This is a genomic window from Sphingomonas melonis DAPP-PG 224 (assembly GCF_000379045.1).
In the GTDB taxonomy this organism is placed as follows: Bacteria; Pseudomonadota; Alphaproteobacteria; order Sphingomonadales; family Sphingomonadaceae; genus Sphingomonas; species Sphingomonas aquatilis.
In genome coordinates this window covers 3322245-3342227 of record NZ_KB900605.1, presented here as the reverse complement: position 1 = coordinate 3342227, position 19983 = coordinate 3322245, and the positions used below count along the sequence as shown (strand labels likewise).

Below are 19983 nucleotides of genomic sequence, written 5' to 3'. Positions count from 1 at the left end.
CGCGGGCTTGGTTAACACGCGCTTCGCCGATCGCCCCCGCATCTTGCCGCGCGATGGGGCAGGGGCCATGTTCGTGTCATGCTGAACATCTTTTCCGTTGCGATCGGCCTCGTCACCCTGGTGCTGGGTCTGGTCGCGTTCGTGCCGCTGCTCGGCTGGATGAACTGGCTGGTCATTCCGATCGGCATCGTCGGCGCCGCAGTGGGCGCGCTCTCGTCTTCGACCAGCGGGCGCAACCTCAATCTCGTGCTGATCGTCATCTTCGCGATCCGCCTCAGCCTCGGCGGCGGCATCTTCTAAACGACAACGGGCCCGGTCTTTCGACCGGGCCCGCATCGTCAGCGTCGCTGGACGATCAGCGGCAGGTTACCTGACCGCGATCGATCGACTGGCCTAGCAGCGCACCGCCGCCCGCACCGATCAGCGTGCCGAGCAGGCGCGATCCGCCGCCCGCGATCACATTGCCCAGCGCACCGCCGGCCAGGCCGCCGACCACCAAGCCGGTCGTTCCGTCGTTGCGACGGCAATAATAGCGCCCGTTGCCGCCGCGATAGATGCGGTCGTTCCGGGTCAGCCGGCGCGGCTGGTAATAGCGGCCGTCGCGGTAATAGTTTTCCGCATAATAGGCGCGCTGGCCGGGCGGCAGGCGGTTATAGTCGTAGTTGCGATAGCGGCGCCAATCGTCGCGGCGATCCTGGCGGATATCGCGCAGGTCCTCGCGGCGATCGCGGCGGGCGTCGCGCACCTGCTCGGCATATTCGCGGCGCGCGTCGCGCACGTCACGACGCGAATCGGCATCGCGCAGGTCGTTGCGATAGTCGCGGCGCGCATCGCGCACCTCGTTGCGATATTCGCGATCCGCTTCGCGGCGCGTGTCCTGCGCCTGCGCGGGGATCGCGCTCAGCGTGGTCGCCGCCAGCGCGGCGGTCAGAAGGGCAATACGCATCGTCTTGGCTCCTTTCGGATGATGTGGGCAAAGAACCGCCAGCGCGCGCAAGGAGTTGCGTGAACCGAAAACTACCGTCGGTTCATCCCCGCGACAGGCGCCGGCGGCGCAGTCGATCAGCCGAACGTGGTATCCAGCGTGATGTCGCAGTTGAGCACCTTGGACACCGGACAGCCCGCCTTCGCCTCATTGGCGATCCGCTCGAACTCGTCGCGCTCCATGCCGTCGACATGGCCCGTCAGCGTCAGGTCGGACCGCGTGATGGTGAACCCGTCGCCATCCTTTTCCAGTGTCACCTTCGCCTTGGTCTCCAGATTGCCCTGCGTCTTGCCGGCGCCGGCCAGTGCGAAGGCGAGCGCCATCGTGAAGCAGCCTGCGTGGGCCGCCGCGATCAGCTCTTCGGGATTGGTGCCGGGGCCGTCCTCGAACCGCGTGTTGAAGCCATATTGGGCGTCGGTCAGCAGGCCCGACTGGGTCGAGATATGGCCCTTGCCGTCCTTGCCCAGGCCCTCGTACCGGGCCGATGCGCTGCGGGTCGTCATATACGTCTCCTCGTGTTTCACGAGGCCATACGCAGAACGGGCGCCGCAGGTTGCCCCACAGCGCCCGTTCCGGTCTAATTTATCCGCAGCTTAGCGGCAGCGACGGTTGCCACCGCTGCGCTCGATCTCGCGACCCAGCAGGCCGCCGGCGACGGCGCCGCCCAGCGTGCCCAGCGTCCGGTCGCCGCGGGTGTCGATCGTGCGGCCCAGCAGCGCGCCACCGACCGCGCCGACGACGGCACCCGTCGTGCCATCGGGCTTGCGGCAGCGCAGGCGACCGCGGTTGTCGCGCCATTCGCGATACTTGTAGCGCTGTGCGCCCGCCTGCGAGACCGGAACGACCATCGTCGCCGGTACGACCATCGCGGCACACCCCATCGCCAGCATCAACTTACGCATCTGAATCTCCCGTCATCGTTTGACTGTGGTTTCGATAACGTCGGGCTATAATGACGGTTGCATGAACTGGGCACAACGTTCCGTTCAGGAAACCATTCAGGATTTCGGCGGGGTTTCCGCCTCCGCCTCGGCCGCGGGTTTGCGATAGCGGTTTGCGAGCAACGCCCCCAGGATGAACCCGCCGGGTGCGAGCAGGATGACGGCGGCCAGGCCGATCTGGCGTTTGGTGATGGACATGAGGCGCAGGATAGCAGCGACAGGTGAACGACGGCTTGTCGCGCTATACCCCTCCCAGCCCGTCACCCCGGCCTTGAGCCGGGGTCCCGCTTCTTCTTTCACCGCCCGAAAAGCGGGACTCCGGCTCAAGGCCGGGGTGACGGAAGGAGCGACGAGAGACCTCTAAAACGGCACCTTGAACTTCACCATCGCGCGCGGGCTGCTCATGCCGTTGGGCAGGCTGCCCTGTTCCGCCTCGCCCGATACCCCGACCTTGCCGATCGTCGTCCGCGCGCGGATCGGCTTTTCGGCGTAGCGCGTCTCATCGACCGGGCGCAGCCGGTTGGCATCGACGGGTCGTCCGCAGATCACGATCGTGCCGTCGGCGTCTGGCTCGCCGCACGTGGCCTTGGGCGCATCCGGGGCAGGGGCGGGCTTCACCGGCCGCATGTCCGCCGGCAGCGGTGGCCCCGCGACCGCCTGCATCGCCATCATCATCGCCAGCCGCATGGGGTCCGCTCTCCCGATTTCAGGGAAAGCTGACCGTCGATTACGGCAAAGCGATGGCCGGCGTTACCGATAGTTGAAGCTGATGCTGATCCGCTCGCCCTTGGCGGCATTGGGCACCACCTCGTGCCGCAGCCAGCTTTCCCACAGGAAGACGCTGCCCGGCTTCGGTTCGGCATAGACGAAGGTCGCGTGATCCTCGCCCGCATCGGCGCGCCGCGTTGGGGCCGCCATCATCATCGGCAGCCGCGGATCCTCCAGTTTCAGCGCGCCGGCGCCCGCCGGGGTGGCGATATAGATCGTGCCGCTGACCGCACTATGCGGATGGATATGCCCCGAATGCGTGCCGCCGGGCTTCAGGACGTTGACCCACAGGCTGTCGAGCTTCAGCTTGCGCCCGCCCAGATCGAACGCGCACGCCTCCGCAAAGCGCGCGACATGCTTGTTCAGCAGTTTGACCAGGTCGGTAAAGCGCGGATCGCGCGCGGGCAGGTCGTTCAGCGACGCATAGGAGGTATAGCCGCGATAGCCATGCGCCTTCGACCAGGCGACGCCCGCGCGATCCTCGCGCGCCAGATCGAGGCACGCCTCCTCGAGCTCCTCGATTAGCCCGGCATCGCCCAGCTCGCCTTCGTAGAAGCGCGTCGCGAACAGCGTCCTCACGGTCATTGTGCCAACCTCATCGCGATATCGTTCATGAATCGGACGTCGTCGCCATCCGCCAGCCACGGCGCCTCCGCCCCGATCGCGCCCAGCATGTCGGACAGCGGGTCCAGCTCCGCTTTGGCGTAATTGCCCAGCACATAGCCGGTGACGCGATCCTTGTGCCCCGGATGGCCGATGCCGATCCGCACCCGGCGGAACTCCGGCCCCAGATGCTGGTCGGTCGAGCGCAGCCCGTTATGCCCCGCGGTGCCGCCGCCGCGCTTCACCTTCACCTTGAACGGCGCGAGGTCCAACTCGTCGTGAAACACGGTCAGCGCGTCCGGCCCCAATTTGTAGAAGCGCAATGCCTCGCCGATCGCGCGGCCGCTTTCGTTCATAAAGGTCGCAGGCTTCAGCAGCAGCACCTTGTGGCTGCCGATCCGCCCTTCCTGCGTCCAGCCCTGGAACTGCTTCTTCACCGGCCCGAAGCCGTGCATGTCGGCGATCAGGTCGAGCGCCATGAACCCGACATTGTGCCGGTGCATCGCATATTGCGGCCCCGGATTGCCCAGGCCTGCCCAGATCTGCATGGCGCGGTGTCTTTCCTTGTTTCGTCATCCCGGCGAACGCCGGGATCCATGGACGCGATGCCCTTGCGGATCGAGTCCCATCGGCCGCCCGTATCCATGGATCCCGGCATGCGCCGGGATGACGAAGGTAGGGACGGCTTACAAACAAAAAGGGCAGGGGAGCTGCTCGCCACCCTGCCCCTTTCGCAAACCGGATCGATCCGGATCAGCCCTCGGCCGAATCCTCGTCGCTCTCGGCGTCCGACTCCGCGGCGGCTTCGGCAGCCTGGGTCTCGGCGACCTCGGCCTCGAGCGCCTCGTCCTCGGCGGTCGGGACGGTCGGCGGCACGATCGTCGCGATCGCGAAGTCGCGGTCTTCGATCGCCGGCGTCGCGCCCTTGGGCAGCTTGACGTCGCTGATGTGGATCGAATCGCCGATCTCGCGGCCCTTCAGCGAAATCGTGATCTCGCTGGGGATGTCGGCGGCGTCGACGACCAGCTCGACCTCGTGGCGGGTGATGTTGAGCACGCCGCCCTGCTTCAGGCCGCGGCACTCGTCCTCGTCCGCGAACACGACCGGCACCGCGACGGTGACGGTGGTGTGCTCACCGATGCGCAGGAAGTCGACATGGACCGGACGGTCGGTGACCGGGTGGAACGCCACGTCCTTCGCCAGCGTGCGCTGACCGCCGACCATGATGACCGAGTTCATGAAGTGACCCGTCATCAGCGCCTTGACCAGCGCCTTCTCCTCGAGATGAACCGAGGCCGGCTCCTTGTTCTGGCCGTAGATCACGGCGGGGACGCGGCCGTCACGACGCAGCGCCCGGGAGGCTCCCTTGCCAACCCGGTCGCGCGTCTCGGCTGCGAGCGTAATGGTGTCGCTCATGCAGAATACCTTCCGAAACGTGCTAAAGTGTCTTTCCGCAGCCTCGCCTCCAGGGATGACCAAGGCCGGAAGCGGGCGCGCATAGCGGGAAGGGCGGGAAAAAGCAACCGGTCGTCCCGATCCACCCTCACCCCGCGCCGGCTTCGCCGTCTTGTCCCCGCATCGGGTCGGTCAGGCCCCCGGCCTGACCTCAACCGTCCGGGGGACGGTTCGCCCGATGCGCCCGCCGGGAGAGGGGAGAGGCGCGTCAGCGCCGAAGGGGTGAGGGCGGGCGCGGGACGCTCAATACTTCACCCGCTCCGCCTTCAGCCCCAGCTTGGCGAGCTGTGCCTGCACCGAATCCGGTCCCGCCAGATGCCCCGCGCCCACCGCGATGAACACCGTTCCCGGCTTGGTCATCCGCTGCTTGATCCACTGCGCCCAGTTGCGGTTGCGATCCACCAGCAGCACCTTCGCGACCTCGGGCGAGCTCTTCAGCTCGTCGTTCATCTCGCGCGCTAGCGCCTCGGGGTCGCCGCGCGCCCATTCGTCGACCATCGATGCCATCTGCTTGTCCAGCGTCGGCAATTCGTCGACCGTGCTTTCCAGGAACTGGAGCTGCGCCTTTTCCGACAGGCTGCCGAAGAAGCCCAGTTGCTGCTGCGGCGTCTCCAGCCCCGACAGCGGCTTGTGCGCCTGTTTCGCCGCTTCGGTGATCACCTCTTCCGGCCCGTTGGCGCTGTCGTACCCCAGCTTCGACAGCGGCGCGACCGACAGCTGCGTCGCCGCCAGCCACGGCTTGAACCGGTCGAGCGCATTGGCCGGCAGTCCCAGATCGGTCACCGCCTTGGTGAAGGCCGCGCGCTTGTCCGCGGGCAGGCGCTGCGTCAGCGGCGGGGTGCCGGCGGGCGCGACGCCGGTCGCCTGCACCAGTCCTTGCATCGTGGCGGGATCGGGCATCACGATCTCCAGCTTCACCTCGTCGGCCTTGTCGAATGCGCTTTTGACCGCCTCGTCGAACCAGGTGAGGCCCGGCTTCAACACATGGATCGTCCCGAACAGATAGATGGTCGTCTGCTTGCCCTTCACCACCCACAGCGCCGGATCGGCATCGTTCGCGGCGCGCGCGGGCGCCTGGGCGGGTTGCTGCGCACAGGCCGGCAGCGACAGGCACAAAGCGACCGCGGACACGGCGGCGGCAAGGGTTCGTATCATGCGGGGACGTATCCGGGTGGTGGGGCCAGACCTTCACCTAATGCCGCGCCGCACCACTTGCTAGACGCGGCGCCATCGGCCAAAGCCGGGCGCGTCATGGCTGCCACACCGCTTTCCTTCCAGAAGATGATCCTGACGCTCCACGATTACTGGAGCGACAAGGGTTGCGTGATCCTCCAGCCCTACGACATGGAAATGGGCGCCGGCACCTTCCATCCCGCCACGACGCTGCGCGCGCTGGGGCCGGAGACGTGGAACGCCGCCTTCGTCCAGCCCTGCCGCCGGCCGACCGACGGCCGCTATGGCGAAAACCCCAATCGCCTGCAGCATTACTACCAGTATCAGGTCATCCTGAAGCCGTCGCCGCCCGATCTGCAGGACCTGTATCTGGGGTCGCTCGCCGCGATCGGCGTCGACATGACCAAACACGATATCCGCTTCGTCGAGGATGACTGGGAATCGCCCACGCTGGGCGCCTGGGGCCTCGGCTGGGAAGTGTGGTGCGACGGCATGGAGGTGACGCAGTTCACCTATTTCCAGCAGATGGGCGGCTTCGACATGAAGCCCGTCGCGGGCGAGCTGACCTACGGCCTCGAGCGCCTCGCGATGTACATCCAGGACGTCGACAACGTCTACGACCTCCGCTTCAACGACCATGGCGTCAGCTATGGCGACGTCTTCCTCGAAAACGAGCGTCAGATGTCGACGTGGAATTTCGAGGTCGCCGACACCGCCACCCTCTTCGACGCCTTCAAAAAGGCCGCGGCGGAATGCGAGAATAGCCTCGCCGCCGGCCTGCCGATCCCCGCCTACGAACAGGCGATCAAGGCCAGCCACACCTTCAACCTGCTCCAAGCGCGCGGCGTCATCTCGGTGGCCGAACGCCAGGCCTATATCGGCCGCGTCCGCGACCTCGCCAAAGGCGCCTGCGGCGCCTGGATGGAGAAGAACGGATGGGCGGCGTGAGCGCCTTGATGATCACGCTAAGCCGCGAAGACGCGAAGGGGTTTCGCGCAGAGGCGCAGAGGACGCAGAGCCGCCTGCGGCAATCCGGCCGCATGAGCGGCCAGCACATGTCGAGCGGCAGCGGTTGTGACGGGACGCTCCGCGTCGAGCGTAACACCTCTGCGCTCTCTGCGCCTCTGCGCGCACCCAATCCCCTTCGCGTCTTCGCGTCTTCGCGTGAATCAAACCTCTTCTTCGGCGCCGCCCAATGACCGACTTCCTCCTCGAACTCCGCTCCGAAGAAATCCCCGCGCGCATGCAGGACAAGGCGCGGGAGGATCTCGCCCGCCTGTTCGCTGCCGAACTTGCCAAGGCCGGCCTCGCCGCGACCGAAACCGTCACCTACGCCACCCCGCGCCGCCTCGCGCTGATCGCGCGCGGCCTGCCGACCGAAACGCAGGCGGTCAGCGAAGAGCTGAAGGGCCCCAAGGCCAACGCCCCCGAACAGGCGCTCGCCGGCTTCCTGCGCAAGACGGGCCTGACGCGCGACCAGCTGACCGAGCGTGACGGCGTCCTCTACGCCATCACCGAAAAGCCCGGCCGCGCCACCGCCGCCGTGCTCGCCGAAGCGATCCCCGCGATCGTCCGCGCCTTCCCCTGGCCGAAGTCGATGCGCTGGGGCGCTGCCTCCGCCTCGACCGAATCGCTGCGCTGGGTTCGCCCGCTGCACGGCATCGTCGCGCTGCTCGGCGAAACCCTCGTCGACGTCGAGATCGCCGGCATCCGCTCCGGCGTCGCCACCTACGGCCACCGCTTCCACCACCCGGGCCAGATCACCATCGGCTCGTCCGCGGATTACGTCGAGAAACTGCGCGCCTGTCACGTCATCCTCGATCAGGACGAGCGCCGCGCGCTGATCCGCGATCGGGCCACCGCACTCGCCGCCGATGCGGGCCTGACCCTCGTCGAGGACGAAGGCCTCGTCGCCGAAAACGCCGGCCTCACGGAATGGCCGGTGCCGCTGCTCGGCCGCTTCGACGCCGACTTCCTCAGCGTCCCGCCCGAGGTGATCCAGCTCACCGCGCGCGTGAACCAGAAGTATTTCGTCTGCCGCTCGGCCGATGGCGCGCTGGCGAATGCCTTCGTCTGCACCGCCAACATCGAAGCAATCGACGGTGGCGCCAAGATCGTCGAGGGCAACCGCAAGGTCCTCGCCGCCCGCCTGTCGGACGCGCGCTTCTTCTACGACACCGATCTGAAGACCCCGCTCGAGGAACAGGCCGCAAAGCTCTCGAACATCGTCTTCCACGAAAAGCTCGGCACCGTCGCGGACAAGGTCGACCGCGTCGCCAAACTCGCCCGCTGGCTGGTCGAAGAGGGCATTGTCCCTCCGGTTGATGGCGTCACCAAGGAGCACACGGCCTATTTGGCGGGGAGGGCGGCGGAATTGGCAAAGGCGGACCTCGTCACCGGCATGGTTGGCGAATTCCCCGAACTTCAGGGCCTGATGGGCGGCTATTACGCCGCCGCCCAGGGCGAACCCCGCGAAATCGCCGACGCCATCCGCGACCACTACAAGCCGGTCGGGCAGGGCGACGACGTGCCCACCGCGCCGGTGACGGTGGCGGTATCGCTGGCGGACAAGCTGGATACGATTGCCAGCTTCTTCTCGACTGGTGAAAAGCCAACGGGTTCGAAAGATCCGTTTGCGCTTCGTCGTGCCGCGTTGGGGATCATTAGTCTCCTCAGGCAAAATCAGAGCCGGATGAGTGTCGTGGGCGTGGCGCTCCATGCAATTGCACCCCGGTTGATTGCGGCGCAGCACGAGAGCGATCGCGCTCCGTTAATTGCGGCGCTGCCAAAGATCACGGAGCTTCTAAGCAAAGAGAGTGCTCCTCACTTCATGCTCGGCATCGTTCAGGCGGTGAAGGCAATGCCAGACCCGCGCAAATTCAACGAGAAAGTTTTCGTGGAGGCGCTCACCAGCGCTGCCGAGGTGCGAGACTTTCTACTGGATCGTCTTGAAGTCATGACGCGGCAAGAAGGCGGGCGGTTTGACATCATACGAGCCGCCCAGATTATCGACGGCGATCGAGGTAAGGAAGACGACCTCGTCCGCCTGCTCGCCCGCGTCCACGCGCTGCAAGCTTTCGTCACCACCGACGACGGCGCCAACCTCCTGGCTGGCTACAAGCGCGCCGCCAACATCCTCAAGAAGGAAGCGTACACCCCCGATACCGAGGGGAATCCGAAAACGCTGTCCTACACGCCCGAAAAGGCAGAGGCTGACCTCATCGCCGCGCTCGAATCGGCCGAACCCGCCGCCGCGGCTGCGGTGGCGGCCGAGGATTTCGAGCGCGCGATGGCGGCCCTCGCATCGTTGCGCGCGCCGATCGATGCGTTCTTTGACAGTGTGACCGTCAACGATGCCGATCCGGCGAAGCGCGCCGCGCGCCTTGCGCTGCTCGCCCGTGTTCGCGCGGCGGTCCACACCGTCGCCGACTTTTCGAAAATCGAGGGGTAAGAACCAAACCCCCACGCCTATTCCACATCGTCCACTTCCGAACGTTCGGTATGCTCTTTCCTCCCCGGGGATCAGGCCAACACGTCAGCTCTTAAGGACCAGCGATGACCCAATACGTGTACCGTTTCGGTGGCGGAGTTTCGGACGGCGGAAAGGGCGACAAGAACCTGCTCGGCGGCAAGGGCGCGAACCTTGCCGAAATGGCGTCGATCGGCCTGCCCGTGCCCCCCGGTTTCACGATCAGCACCGCCATGTGTACGCGCTACTACGAAGAGGGCGAGCAATTCCCCCAGTCGCTGCGGGACGAAGTGGCGCAAGGTATCGCGCATATCGAAGGGGTTACGGGCAAGAGCTTCGGCGACGCATCAAATCCGCTGCTCGTCTCGGTCCGCTCCGGTGCCCGCGTTTCGATGCCGGGCATGATGGACACCGTCCTCAACCTCGGCCTCAACGATACGACCGTGGAGGGCCTTGCGACCAAGTCCGGCGACGAACGCTTCGCCTGGGACAGCTACCGCCGCTTCATCCAGATGTACGCGGACGTCGTGCTCGAACTCGACCATGGCGCGTTCGAAGAAGCGCTGGAGATCGCCAAGGAAGACAACGGCTTCACGCTGGATACCGAACTGTCCGCCAGCGATCTCAAGGCGTTGGTTGCCGAATATAAGACCTTGGTCGAGAAGGAATGGGGCAAGCCCTTCCCGCAGGACGTGCACGACCAATTGTGGGGCGCGGTCGGCGCGGTGTTCGGATCGTGGCAGTCGGAACGCGCCAAGGTCTATCGCCGCCTCAACGACATCCCCGCCGACTGGGGCACCGCGGTCAACGTGCAGGCGATGGTCTTCGGCAACATGGGCGACACGTCCGCCACCGGCGTCGCCTTCACCCGCGATCCCTCGACCGGCGCGAACGCTTATTACGGCGAATTCCTGATCAACGCGCAGGGTGAGGACGTCGTCGCCGGCATCCGCACGCCGCAATATCTCACCAAGACCGCCCGCGAAGAGGCCGGCGCCAAGCCCGCCTCGATGGAAGAGGCGATGCCGGAGGTGTATGCCGAGCTGGCGGCGGTCTTCGACCGGCTCGAAAAGCATTACCGCGACATGCAGGACATCGAGTTCACGGTCGAACAGGCCAAGCTCTGGATGCTCCAGACCCGCTCGGGCAAGCGCACCGCCAAGGCCGCATTGAAGATCGCGGTCGATATGGCGAGCGAAGGGCTCATCACCCGCGAAGAGGCGATCCTGCGCGTCGATCCGATGGCGCTCGACCAACTGCTCCACCCGACGCTCGACCCCGACGCCCCGCGTGACGTGATCGCCAAGGGCCTGCCCGCCTCGCCGGGTGCGGCGTCCGGTGCGGTCGTGTTCGACGCCGACACTGCCGAAAAGCGCAAGGCAGCGGGCGACAAGGTCATCCTCGTCCGCGTCGAAACCAGCCCGGAGGATATCCACGGCATGCACGCCGCGGAGGGCATCCTCACCGCCCGCGGCGGCATGACCAGCCACGCCGCCGTCGTCGCGCGCGGCATGGGCCGTCCCTGCGTCTCGGGCGCCGGATCGCTGTCGATCTCCGCCAAGGACAAGGTGATGAAGGTGGCGGGCCGTGAGATCCGCGAGGGCGACGTCATCACCATCGACGGCGCGAGCGGCGAGGTGATGGCCGGCGCGGTCGCTACCGTGCAGCCCGAGCTTGCCGGCGACTTCGGCACGCTGATGGAATGGGCCGACGGGGTGCGTCGCCTGAAGGTCCGCGCCAACGCCGAAACCCCGCTCGACTGCCAGACCGCGCGCGATTTCGGCGCGGAAGGCGTCGGCCTATGCCGCACCGAACATATGTTCTTCGACGCCGATCGCATCACCGCGGTCCGCCAGATGATCCTCGCCGACAGCGAAGCCGGCCGTCGCGCCGCGCTCGCCAAGCTGCTCCCCGCGCAGCGCAGCGACTTCACCGCGATCTTCGAGGTGATGGCTGGCCTGCCGGTAACGGTGCGCCTGCTTGATCCGCCGCTGCACGAATTCCTGCCGCATGAGGAAAACGAGTTCGCCGAGGTCGCCGCGGCGGCCGACGTCGATGTGGAGGTGCTCAAGCGCCGCGCCGCCGAGCTGCACGAATTCAACCCGATGCTCGGCCACCGCGGCTGCCGCCTCGGCGTCACCTATCCCGAAATCTACGAAACGCAGGCCCGCGCGATCTTCGAAGCCGCGCTCGACGTCGCCGACAAATCGGGGGCGGCGCCGATCCCCGAGGTCATGATCCCGCTCGTCGCCACCAAGCGCGAGCTCGATCTGATGAAGGCGGTGGTCGATCAGGCGGCACAGGCCGTGTTCGCAGAACGTGGCAAGACCATCGATTATCTCGTTGGAACGATGATCGAATTGCCGCGCGCCGCGCTGAAGGCAGGCGAGATCGCCGAAACGGGCGAATTCTTCTCCTTCGGCACCAACGACCTGACGCAGACGACGCTGGGCGTTAGCCGCGACGACGCCGCCCGCTTCCTCGGCGCTTATGTCGAAAAGGGCATCTACGCCAAGGACCCGTTCGTCAGCCTCGACGTCGATGGCGTCGGCGAGCTGGTCGAACTGGCGGCCGAGCGCGGGCGCAAGACGCGCCCCGGCATCAAGCTCGGCATCTGCGGCGAGCACGGCGGCGACCCGGCAAGCATCGCCTTCTGCGAAAAGGTCGGCCTCGATTACGTCTCGGCCAGCCCCTATCGCGTGCCGATCGCCCGCCTCGCAGCGGCGCAGGCGGCGCTGAAGTAAAGCCCATTGCTCGTCACCCCGGCCGAAGAGCCGGGGTCCCGCTTTTGCCCTGGCTAAGAGAAAGAAGCGGGACCCCGGGGCAAGCCCGAGGTGACGGCCCCCACAACAAACCTGAAACCTCATTCAGGTTTGCTTGACCCCGCGCCGCCGGCCCCGCTATCGCCGCGGCAACGACAGGAGAGAGGCGTTGAAGAAGCTCTATCCCGATGCCGCCGCGGCCCTCGAAGGCCTGCTGCATGACGGCATGACGATCTGCGCGGGCGGCTTCGGCCTGTGCGGCATTCCCGAACGGCTGATCGACGCGATCCAGGCCTCGGGCGTCAAGGATCTGACGATCGCCAGCAACAATGCCGGCATCGATGGCGAAGGCCTCGGCAAGCTGCTGCGCAGCCGCCAGGTCAAGAAGATGATCTCGAGCTACGTCGGCGAGAACAAGGAGTTCGAACGCCAGTATCTCTCCGGCGAGCTGGAGGTGGAATTCTGTCCGCAGGGCACGCTCGCCGAACGCTGCCGGGCAGGGGGCGCGGGCATCCCGGGCTTCTACACCAAGACCGGCGTCGGCACGCTGGTGGCCGAGGGCAAGGAGGTGAAGACCTTCGACGGTCAGGATTATATCCTCGAACGCGGCATCCGCGCCGACCTCAGCATCATCAAGGGCTGGAAGGCGGACGAGAGCGGCAACCTGATCTTCCGCAAGACCGCGCGCAACTTCAACCAGCCGATGGCCACCGCCGGCAGGATCTGCGTCGCCGAGGTCGAAGAGGTCGTGCCGGTCGGCAGCCTCGACCCCGATCACATCCACCTGCCCGGCATCTACGTGAAGCGGATGATCGTCGGCAGTCCTTACGACAAGAAGATCGAATTCCGCACCGTCCGCGAGCGGGAGAACGCATGATGCGCCGCCTCGTCCTCGCGCTGGCCACCACGGCGCTGCTGACGGCCTGTGGCGGGCGCGGCGAACGGGTGGCGACGCTGCCCGCGCCGGGGCAGGCCTACACCGCCGACGGCAAGGTCGTGCAGATCACCCGGCTGAAGGCTTTACCTGCGCCCGGCGGTGCCGCCAGCGCCGATGCGGCGGCCGTCCCGCCGCAGTTCCAGTTCCTCTACGGCTCGGGCGAAGCGCTGGCGCTCAGCCGGCAGGCGTTCCGCGCGCTCGTTTCCTACGCCACCTATCGGAAGGCGGCGGGCGACAGCGTCGTGCTCGCACCCAATGCCACGCTCGCCGCGCCGAGCTGGACCGCCTGCGCCGGCAAGCCGCGCGCGGCCGTGTTCGACGCCGACGAAACCGTGATTCTCAATCTCGGCGTCGAGGCATTGGCGGCGCGCGATCCCGCCGCCCCCTTCGATGCCGCACAATGGGCACGCTGGGAGCGGACCGGCGCCAAGGCCGTCGTGGCGGCTCCCGGCGCGATTGAGGCGTTCGCCGCGCTGCGCGCCGCCAACATCGCGATCATCATCAACACCAATCGCGATGCCTCCACCGCGCCGGGCACGGTCGCCACGCTGAAGGCTGCCGGTCTCGGCGACTTCACGCCGGGGGACAATCTGTTCCTGCGCCAGGGCATCAACGGCAAGGACGCGCGCCGCGCCGCCATTGCCCAGCGGTATTGCGTCGTCGCGATGGCGGGCGATCAGCTCGGTGATTTCAGCGACCTGTTCGGTGCGATCGCCTCGCCGGCGGACCGGCGTCGCGCCACCGATGCGGGCGCGATCGGCGAGATGTGGGGCAATGGCTGGTTCGTCCTGCCCAATCCCGTCTACGGCACCGGGCTGAAGGGTGGCTTCGACGACGTCTTCCCGGCCGACAAGCGCTGGGTCGACGGAGGCGCGCGATGAGCGACAAGCCCGTCCCGATGAACCTCGATCGCTACGCCGACATGATCGGCGGCAGCGCCGAATTCCTGCGCGTCTGGGCCAAGCAGGACGGCCCCGTCACCTGCTTCGTCAATCCGGTGCCGATCGGGCCGGATCCCTTCGCCTTTGGCCTCGCCATGGTCGATTGCGTCCGCCACGCCGCCAGGGCCTATGCCCGTGCGGTGAACATCGACGAGGAGGCAGCGCTCGCGCGCATCTGGGAAGGGCTGGATGCCGAGCGCGCTGCGCCCACGACCGATCCGATCTCCATCACCGCCAACAGGGATGTGCATTAATGGCTTGGGACCGCAATCAGATGGCGGCGCGCGCCGCGCAGGAACTGCGTGACGGCTATTACGTCAACCTCGGCATCGGCATCCCGACGCTGGTCGCGAATAATATCCCCGCGGGCATGACCGTCACGCTGCAGAGCGAGAACGGCATGCTCGGCATCGGGCCGTTCCCCTATGACGACGAGGTCGATCCCGATCTGATCAACGCCGGCAAGCAGACGATCAGCGAGCTGCCGCAAAGCGCCTATTTCGGCAGCGAACAGAGCTTCGCGATGATCCGCGGCGGGCATATCGACCTGACCGTATTGGGTGCGATGGAGGTCAGCGAGGGTGGCGACATCGCCAACTGGATGATCCCCGGCAAGATGATCAAGGGCATGGGCGGCGCGATGGACCTCGTCGCCGGCGTCAAGCAGATCATCGTCGTGATGGACCACAACGCCAAGGATGGCAGCCCGAAGTTCATCCCCGCCTGCACGCTGCCGCTGACGGGCAAAAACGTCGTCGACATGATCGTCACCGATCTCGCCATCTTCCGGCGGCCCGATCACGATTCGCGTTTCCAGCTGGTCGAACTCGCACCCGGCGTGACTGCCGACGAGGTCGCGGCCAAGACGACGGCCGCCTATCAGGTGGCGCTGTAACGATCGCCCGACAGCGCCCGGACGCCTGAGGAGGGACGATGCGCTGGCTGATCGGGATCGGGTTGATCGGGCTGATCGTCGGCATCCTCTACGCGACCGTGTCCGGGCCGCGATGGCTGAGTATAGCCGATGGCGTGATGGGCGGTGGCCGCGGAGTCGAGCGAGTCGCGAACGGCGTGCCGTTCGGATCGCACGGGCAAACGCTCGACGTGTGGCGCCCCACCGGGGCAGCGAGCCGGCGGCCCGTCGTGATCTTCATCTATGGCGGCGGCTGGGTGAATGGCGACCGCGCCGCCTATGCCTTCGCCGCACGCGCCTTCGCCAGGGCGGGGTTCGTCGTGGTGGTGCCCGATTATCGCAAGGTCCCGGGCGTGCGATTCCCGGCCTTCGTCCAGGACGGCGCCGACGCGCTGCGCTGGGTGCATGATCACGTCGCGGAATATGGCGGCGATGCGGGGCGGATCGCGGTCGCGGGCCATTCGGCCGGCGCCTATAATGCGGTGATGCTGGCGATCGATCCGCGGTGGCTGCGCGACGTCGGGCTGGCGCCCGATACGATCAAGGCGGTGATGGGGCTGTGCGGCCCGTACGACTTCTTCCCGTTCGATTCGAAACGATCGATCGACGCCTTCGCCGGCGTAGTTGACGGTCCCGCGACGCAGCCAATCCACTATGCCCGCCCCGGATTGCCGCCGATGCTGCTGGTGACGGGCAGCGCCGACACGCAAGTGAAGCCGCGCAACGCCATCGCGTTGGCGCAGCGGTTGCGCGCAGCGGGTTCGCCGGTGGAGCTGCGCGACTATAGCGGCCTCAGCCACGAGGATGTCGTGATGGCGCTCTCGGTGCCGTTCCGCGGCAAGGCGCCGGTGCTGCACGACAGCGTCGCGTTCCTGAAAGGGGCATTGGGGAAGGGGAGGGTGCCATGAGCTACACGTTGATCACCGCCAACCGCAATTATTCCAGCTGGTCGCTGCGGCCCTGGCTGTTGATGACGGCGCTCGGCATTCCGTTCGAGGATCGGATCGAATCCTTCGCGCAGGCCGACAACTGGCAGGCGTTCCGCGCCTTCTCGCCGACGGGTCAGGTGCCGGTCCTGATCGACGGCAACCGCACGATCTGGGACTCGCTCGGCATCGTGATGTATCTCGCCGATCGACATGACGGCATCTGGCCTACGAGCGTGGATGCGCGCGCCTGGGCGCAGAGCGCGGTCGCGGAGATGCACGGCGGGTTCGCGGCGTTGCGCAACGAACGGACGATGAACGTCGGGGTGCGTGCCGACCCCAACCCGGGCTCTGCCGCTCTGGCGCGCGATGTCGCGCGGATTGCCGAGCTCTGGGGCGAGGGGCTTGCTCGCTTCGGCGGACCATGGCTGGCTGGCGGCGCCTTCACCGCGGTTGATGCCTTTTACGCTCCTGTCGCCTTTCGCGTGCGCACTTATGGGATCGACGTGGGGGAGGCGGGGCGGCGCTGGGTCGATACGATCCTGGCGCATCCCGATGTCCTTCGCTGGGAGGCGGTGGCGCTGACCGAGACCTGGCGTGAGCAGGCGCATGAGGCGGATATTCGTGCCTGCGGGACGATAACGGCAGACCATCGCAAATAGGCGATCCTCCCGGCAATAATCTGTCGCACAGCCTTTCGCCGACGCATCGTTTCGGTTAACGCGAGCGCCATCATGGCATCCCGACCACAGACCCTGTACGAAAAGATCTGGAACGCGCACGTCGTCGAAACGCGCGACGATGGCACGTGCCTGATCTACATCGACCGCCACCTCGTCCACGAAGTCACCAGCCCGCAGGCGTTCGAGGGGCTGCGCGCCGCCGGGCGCCGCGTCCGTCGCCCCGAGCTGACGTTGGCGGTGCCCGACCACAATCTGCCGACGACGCCGCGCGTCGATGCCAGCGGGCGCCTGATCCCGATCGCAGACCCCGAAAGCGCGCAGCAGCTCGACGCGCTCCGCCGCAACACCGCGGAGTTCGGCGTCGACTATATCGATGCGACCGCGGCGGAGCAGGGCATCGTCCATGTCGTTGGGCCGGAGCTGGGCTTCACGCTGCCCGGCACGACGCTGGTCTGCGGCGACAGCCACACGTCGACGCACGGGGCGCTCGGCGCCCTCGCCTTCGGGATCGGAACCAGCGAGGTCGAGCATGTGCTCGCCACGCAGACGCTGCTGCTCAGCCCGTCCAAGACGATGGAGGTGCGCGTCGACGGCACGCTCGGCTATGGCGTCAGCCCCAAGGACGTGATCCTCGCGATCATGGGCCGCGTCGGCGCGGCGGGCGGCACCGGCCATGTCTTCGAATATACGGGTGACGTCGTGCGTGCGATGTCGATCGAGGGGCGGATGACGCTCGCCAATATGTCGATCGAGGGCGGTGCGCGCGCCGGCCTCGTCGCGCCGGACGACACGACCTTCGCCTATCTGAAGGGTCGGCCGATGGCGCCCAAGGGTGACGAATGGGATCGGGCGGTGGCTTGGTGGCGCAGCCTCGCGACCGATACCGGCGCGCGCTACGACAAGAGCGTGACCCTCCACGCCAGTGAGATCGCGCCGTCGCTCACCTGGGGCACGAGCCCCGAAGACGTCGTGCCGATCACCGGCGTCGTCCCCGAACCCGACAGCTTCGCCGATCCCGCCAAGCGCGAGGCGGCGCGACGCAGCCTGGACTATATGGGCCTGACGCCGGGCACGGCGATGCAGGACGTCGCGATCCAGCACGTCTTCATCGGCAGCTGCACCAACAGCCGGATCGAGGATCTGCGCGCCGCCGCGGCGGTGGCGGACGGACGCCGCGTCGCGGATGGCGTGCGCGCGATGGTCGTGCCCGGATCGGGGCTGGTTAAGCGGCAGGCGGAGGCGGAGGGCCTCGACCGCGTGTTCGTCTCGGCGGGCTTCGAATGGCGCGAGCCGGGCTGTTCGATGTGCCTCGCGATGAACCCGGACAAGGTGCCGGCGGGCGAGCGCTGTGCCTCCACCTCCAATAGAAATTTCGTGGGACGTCAAGGACCTGGCGCGCGGACTCATTTGTTGTCGCCGGCAATGGCGGCTGCTGCCGCGGTGACGGGACGGCTCGCCGATGTGCGCGATGTGATGGGAGGACGATGATGAAGAAGGTTCTGATAGTGCTGGTCGCGGGCGCGATGATGAGCGGCGTCGCCGCCTATGTCGCCGGTGCGCGTGTGCTCACCCATCCGGCCGCGACCCAGCGCTGACGCCGATGCAGCCCGTCACGACCGTCAGTGGCACCGCCTATCCCTGGGGTGCCAAGAATATCGACACCGACATCATCATCCCGGCGCATTGGCTGAAAACCATCACGCGCTCAGGACTGGGTCGCGGCGCGTTCGAAACGGTGCGCGCGCAGCCGGGTAACGTCTTCGACGATCCCCGCTATGCCGGCGCGCCGATCCTGATCGCGGGCGACAATTTCGGCTGCGGATCCAGCCGCGAACACGCCGCCTGGGCGCTCGCCGACATGGGCGTAAAAGCCGTCATCGCGCCCAGTTTCTCCGACATCTTCTCCGGCAACGCCTTCAAGAACGGCATCGTCCCGGTGGTGCTGCCGCAGGAAGCGGTCGACCGGCTGGTCGAGGTGGCGAAAGAGCAGCCGATTACCGTCGATCTCGAAACGATGACGGTCACGACCCCCTATCAGGATCGCTTCACCTTCGAACTCGACTCGTTTCGTCGCCGTTGCCTGATGGAGGGGCTGGACGAAGTCGGTCTGACACTGGCAAGAGATACCGCGATTTCGAAATTCGAAGGTGCGGTCGAGCAGAGCCGCCCCTGGATCGGGAGTAGGAGCGGATATGCGAGCATTGCTGTCGACGGCGCCGGGCGGACCTGAAACTCTAGAGCTGACGGAATCGCCCGATCCCGTACCTGCCAAGGGGCAGGTCCTGGTCGCGGTGAAGGCCTGCGCGATCAACTATCCCGATGTCCTGATCATCGAGGACAAGTACCAGTTCAAGCCGCAGCGTCCCTTCGCACCTGGTGGTGAGATCGCCGGTGTCATCGAGGCGCTGGGCGAGGGCATCACCGACTGGCAGGTCGGCGATCGCGTAATGGGCGTGATCGGCCACGGCGGTCTGGCGAGCAAGATCGCCACCGAGCCGCAGCGCCTCTACCGTTTGCCCGAAGACCGCAGCTTCGCCGAGGGCGCGGCGCTGATCCTCACCTACGCCACCACCATCCATGCACTGCTTGACCGCGGACGCCTGGCGGAAGGGCAGTCGCTGCTCGTGCTCGGTGCGGCCGGCGGTGTCGGTCTGGCGGCGATCGAACTCGGCAAGGCCTATGGCGCGCGCGTCGTCGCGGCGGTGTCGTCGGAGGAAAAGGCGGCGGCCGCCAAGGCTGCGGGCGCGGACGAGACGATCATTTATGGCCGCGCGCCGTTCGACAAGGATCAGTCCAAGGCGCTCGCCGAACAGTTCAAGGCGGCCGGCGGGCGCGGCGGCTTCGACGTGATCTACGATCCGGTGGGCGGTGACTATGCCGAGCCGGCGCTGCGTTCGATCGCCTGGGAGGGGCGCTATCTGGTCGTCGGTTTCCCGGCGGGTATTCCGAAGCTGCCGCTCAATCTTACGCTGCTGAAGAGCTGCGATGTCTGCGGCGTGTTCTGGGGCGCGTTCGCCGCACGCGATCCGCAGGCGAATGCTGCGCATGTCGACACTTTGTTCCGTTTGTGGCGGGAGGGGCGCATCGCGCCGCGCGTCACGGAAACCTTTGCGTTCGAACGGGGTGGCGATGCGATCGCCAAGATGGCCGCACGCGGGGCCATCGGTAAATTGGTGGTCGAGGTCGGTTGACCTCGGCCACCGGGCGGGGCGGTTAGCGTACCGCGAATACGACAGCCAGGATCATCGCCCACAAAAACAGCGAGATCCCCGTGCCGATCATCACGCCGGTCAGCGGCGTGGCGCGGTGGTCGTGAGTGCCGGAATGTGTGCCGGCGGTGAGAGGCGCGTTGGTCATTGTCCTTCTCCAGCGGGCCGATCTTTGCGTCGTACCCTATATTCAATATCTCATAACCCGCTTAACGGTT

24 protein-coding genes are annotated in these 19983 nt (G+C 66.7%); 14 read left to right on the top strand and 10 right to left on the bottom strand.

The window, feature by feature from the left end; genetic code table 11:
* Positions 1-78 precede the first annotated feature (78 nt).
* A complete protein-coding gene (locus SPHME3_RS0116240; RefSeq protein WP_017978304.1) occupies positions 79-300 on the top strand; it encodes a hypothetical protein in 222 nt (73 codons plus the stop codon).
* A gap of 55 nt (positions 301-355) precedes the next feature.
* Here the strand turns inward: SPHME3_RS0116240 and SPHME3_RS0116235 are convergent, their stop codons facing one another.
* The 9 genes from SPHME3_RS0116235 to SPHME3_RS0116195 all read right to left on the bottom strand — a co-directional run bounded on the left by SPHME3_RS0116235 (position 356) and on the right by SPHME3_RS0116195 (position 5907).
* Positions 356-946 carry a glycine zipper 2TM domain-containing protein gene (locus tag SPHME3_RS0116235; RefSeq protein WP_017978305.1) on the bottom strand — a complete coding sequence of 197 codons (591 nt, stop codon included), beginning with the start codon at positions 944-946 and terminating at the stop codon, positions 356-358.
* A gap of 116 nt (positions 947-1062) precedes the next feature.
* The gene (locus SPHME3_RS0116230) at positions 1063-1488 is read right to left on the bottom strand and encodes an OsmC family protein (protein ID WP_017978306.1); all 426 of its coding nucleotides are present in this window, start codon (positions 1486-1488) and stop codon (positions 1063-1065) included.
* A gap of 90 nt (positions 1489-1578) precedes the next feature.
* Positions 1579-1887: a glycine zipper 2TM domain-containing protein gene (locus SPHME3_RS0116225; protein WP_018251088.1), complete on the bottom strand. Its 309-nt coding sequence runs from the start codon at positions 1885-1887 to the stop codon at positions 1579-1581.
* Between the two features lie 96 nt (positions 1888-1983).
* Positions 1984-2124 carry a hypothetical protein gene (locus SPHME3_RS21415; RefSeq protein WP_018251087.1) on the bottom strand — a complete coding sequence of 47 codons (141 nt, stop codon included), beginning with the start codon at positions 2122-2124 and terminating at the stop codon, positions 1984-1986.
* 162 nt (positions 2125-2286) lie between these two features.
* On the bottom strand, positions 2287-2613 hold the full coding sequence (locus SPHME3_RS0116215) for a hypothetical protein (protein WP_017978309.1): 327 nt from the start codon (positions 2611-2613) through the stop codon (positions 2287-2289).
* 63 nt (positions 2614-2676) lie between these two features.
* Entirely contained in the window at positions 2677-3279 is a 603-nt protein-coding gene (locus tag SPHME3_RS0116210; RefSeq protein WP_018251086.1) for a TIGR02466 family protein, read from the bottom strand.
* The gene (gene pth / locus SPHME3_RS0116205; RefSeq protein ID WP_017978311.1) at positions 3276-3845 is read right to left on the bottom strand and encodes an aminoacyl-tRNA hydrolase; all 570 of its coding nucleotides are present in this window, start codon (positions 3843-3845) and stop codon (positions 3276-3278) included. Before pth ends, SPHME3_RS0116210 begins: the two co-directional genes overlap by 4 nt.
* A gap of 205 nt (positions 3846-4050) precedes the next feature.
* Positions 4051-4713 carry a 50S ribosomal protein L25/general stress protein Ctc gene (locus tag SPHME3_RS0116200; protein WP_017978312.1) on the bottom strand — a complete coding sequence of 221 codons (663 nt, stop codon included), beginning with the start codon at positions 4711-4713 and terminating at the stop codon, positions 4051-4053.
* Between the two features lie 282 nt (positions 4714-4995).
* Positions 4996-5907 (bottom strand): TraB/GumN family protein, encoded by a 912-nt coding sequence (locus tag SPHME3_RS0116195; protein ID WP_018251085.1) that lies wholly within the window; start codon positions 5905-5907, stop codon positions 4996-4998.
* A gap of 96 nt (positions 5908-6003) precedes the next feature.
* On the opposite strand from SPHME3_RS0116195, the gene SPHME3_RS0116190 reads away from it, so the two are divergent.
* The 13 genes from SPHME3_RS0116190 (at position 6004) to SPHME3_RS0116125 (ending at position 19747) form a co-directional block, all read left to right on the top strand.
* On the top strand, positions 6004-6873 hold the full coding sequence (locus SPHME3_RS0116190; RefSeq protein ID WP_017978314.1) for a glycine--tRNA ligase subunit alpha: 870 nt from the start codon (positions 6004-6006) through the stop codon (positions 6871-6873).
* On the top strand, positions 6861-7124 hold the full coding sequence (locus SPHME3_RS0116185; RefSeq protein WP_017978315.1) for a hypothetical protein: 264 nt from the start codon (positions 6861-6863) through the stop codon (positions 7122-7124). The genes SPHME3_RS0116190 and SPHME3_RS0116185 overlap by 13 nt, the downstream gene beginning before the upstream one ends.
* The gene (glyS, locus tag SPHME3_RS0116180) at positions 7121-9376 is read left to right on the top strand and encodes a glycine--tRNA ligase subunit beta (RefSeq protein ID WP_017978316.1); all 2256 of its coding nucleotides are present in this window, start codon (positions 7121-7123) and stop codon (positions 9374-9376) included. Before SPHME3_RS0116185 ends, glyS begins: the two co-directional genes overlap by 4 nt.
* A gap of 104 nt (positions 9377-9480) precedes the next feature.
* Positions 9481-12138, top strand: a complete 2658-nt coding sequence (gene ppdK / locus SPHME3_RS0116175; protein ID WP_017978317.1) for a pyruvate, phosphate dikinase — start codon at positions 9481-9483, stop codon at positions 12136-12138.
* Between the two features lie 187 nt (positions 12139-12325).
* The gene (locus SPHME3_RS0116170; RefSeq protein WP_018251084.1) at positions 12326-13033 is read left to right on the top strand and encodes a CoA transferase subunit A; all 708 of its coding nucleotides are present in this window, start codon (positions 12326-12328) and stop codon (positions 13031-13033) included.
* Complete coding sequence (locus SPHME3_RS0116165) at positions 13030-13974, top strand: HAD family acid phosphatase (protein WP_017978319.1); 945 nt, start codon at positions 13030-13032, stop codon at positions 13972-13974. The genes SPHME3_RS0116170 and SPHME3_RS0116165 overlap by 4 nt, the downstream gene beginning before the upstream one ends.
* On the top strand, positions 13971-14288 hold the full coding sequence (locus SPHME3_RS0116160; protein WP_020486446.1) for a DUF5076 domain-containing protein: 318 nt from the start codon (positions 13971-13973) through the stop codon (positions 14286-14288). The genes SPHME3_RS0116165 and SPHME3_RS0116160 overlap by 4 nt, the downstream gene beginning before the upstream one ends.
* Positions 14288-14929, top strand: coding sequence for a 3-oxoacid CoA-transferase subunit B (locus SPHME3_RS0116155; RefSeq protein ID WP_017978321.1), 642 nt, complete (start codon positions 14288-14290; stop codon positions 14927-14929). The genes SPHME3_RS0116160 and SPHME3_RS0116155 overlap by 1 nt, the downstream gene beginning before the upstream one ends.
* A gap of 38 nt (positions 14930-14967) precedes the next feature.
* Positions 14968-15855: an alpha/beta hydrolase gene (locus SPHME3_RS0116150; RefSeq protein WP_017978322.1), complete on the top strand. Its 888-nt coding sequence runs from the start codon at positions 14968-14970 to the stop codon at positions 15853-15855.
* Positions 15852-16535, top strand: coding sequence for a glutathione S-transferase family protein (locus SPHME3_RS0116145; RefSeq protein ID WP_017978323.1), 684 nt, complete (start codon positions 15852-15854; stop codon positions 16533-16535). The genes SPHME3_RS0116150 and SPHME3_RS0116145 overlap by 4 nt, the downstream gene beginning before the upstream one ends.
* A gap of 72 nt (positions 16536-16607) precedes the next feature.
* Positions 16608-18044 carry a 3-isopropylmalate dehydratase large subunit gene (gene leuC / locus SPHME3_RS0116140; RefSeq protein ID WP_017978324.1) on the top strand — a complete coding sequence of 479 codons (1437 nt, stop codon included), beginning with the start codon at positions 16608-16610 and terminating at the stop codon, positions 18042-18044.
* Between the two features lie 112 nt (positions 18045-18156).
* The gene (gene leuD / locus SPHME3_RS0116130) at positions 18157-18786 is read left to right on the top strand and encodes a 3-isopropylmalate dehydratase small subunit (RefSeq protein ID WP_017978326.1); all 630 of its coding nucleotides are present in this window, start codon (positions 18157-18159) and stop codon (positions 18784-18786) included.
* Entirely contained in the window at positions 18749-19747 is a 999-nt protein-coding gene (locus SPHME3_RS0116125; protein ID WP_024310501.1) for an NADPH:quinone oxidoreductase family protein, read from the top strand. Before leuD ends, SPHME3_RS0116125 begins: the two co-directional genes overlap by 38 nt.
* Positions 19748-19769: 22 nt before the next feature.
* Here the strand turns inward: SPHME3_RS0116125 and SPHME3_RS21410 are convergent, their stop codons facing one another.
* Positions 19770-19913 carry a hypothetical protein gene (locus SPHME3_RS21410; RefSeq protein WP_017978328.1) on the bottom strand — a complete coding sequence of 48 codons (144 nt, stop codon included), beginning with the start codon at positions 19911-19913 and terminating at the stop codon, positions 19770-19772.
* Positions 19914-19983 lie beyond the last annotated feature (70 nt).